This is a genomic window from Stenotrophomonas sp. YIM B06876 (genome assembly GCF_030711595.1).
Classification (GTDB): Bacteria; Pseudomonadota; Gammaproteobacteria; order Xanthomonadales; family Xanthomonadaceae; genus Stenotrophomonas.
This window is the reverse complement of record NZ_JAUJUJ010000624.1, coordinates 1-378: the sequence shown is the minus strand read 5'-3', so window position 1 is coordinate 378 and position 378 is coordinate 1. Positions and strand designations below refer to the sequence as shown.

The 378-nt window shown below is 69.3% G+C and carries 1 protein-coding gene; it reads right to left on the bottom strand.

What is annotated here, in order from left to right:
- Positions 1-53 precede the first annotated feature (53 nt).
- Positions 54-378: glutathione S-transferase N-terminal domain-containing protein (locus QZH66_RS18760; RefSeq protein WP_305807287.1), on the bottom strand; the 325-nt coding region annotated here is incomplete at its 5' end.

The window sequence follows — 378 nt, the reverse complement described above, 5'->3', positions numbered from 1 at the left end:
TGAACCATGGCTATGCGCCCGTGGCGCAGCGCGTGCTGCGCGATTGAGCGCAGTCAGGCCTGTGGCGACGGGGCGAAACGGCCGCGCAGGTAGGCGATGATTTTTTCCGAGTCGTAGAGCCAGCGGCTGGCGCCGCCGGCGTCGGTGATTTTCAGGCACGGCACCTTGGTCTGGCCGCCGTGCTGCAGCAACTCGGCGCGATGGGGACCGGCGTGCTGCGCGTTGACATGCGCGATGTTCAGCGACAGGCGGCGCATTTCCTGGCGCACCTTGATGCAGAAAGGGCAGGTCTGGTACTGGTACAGCGCCAGGTCGCGGCACGCCAGGTCCACCGCGTCCTGCGCGGCCGGCGCGCGCGCCAGGCCCTTGGGCCGGGTC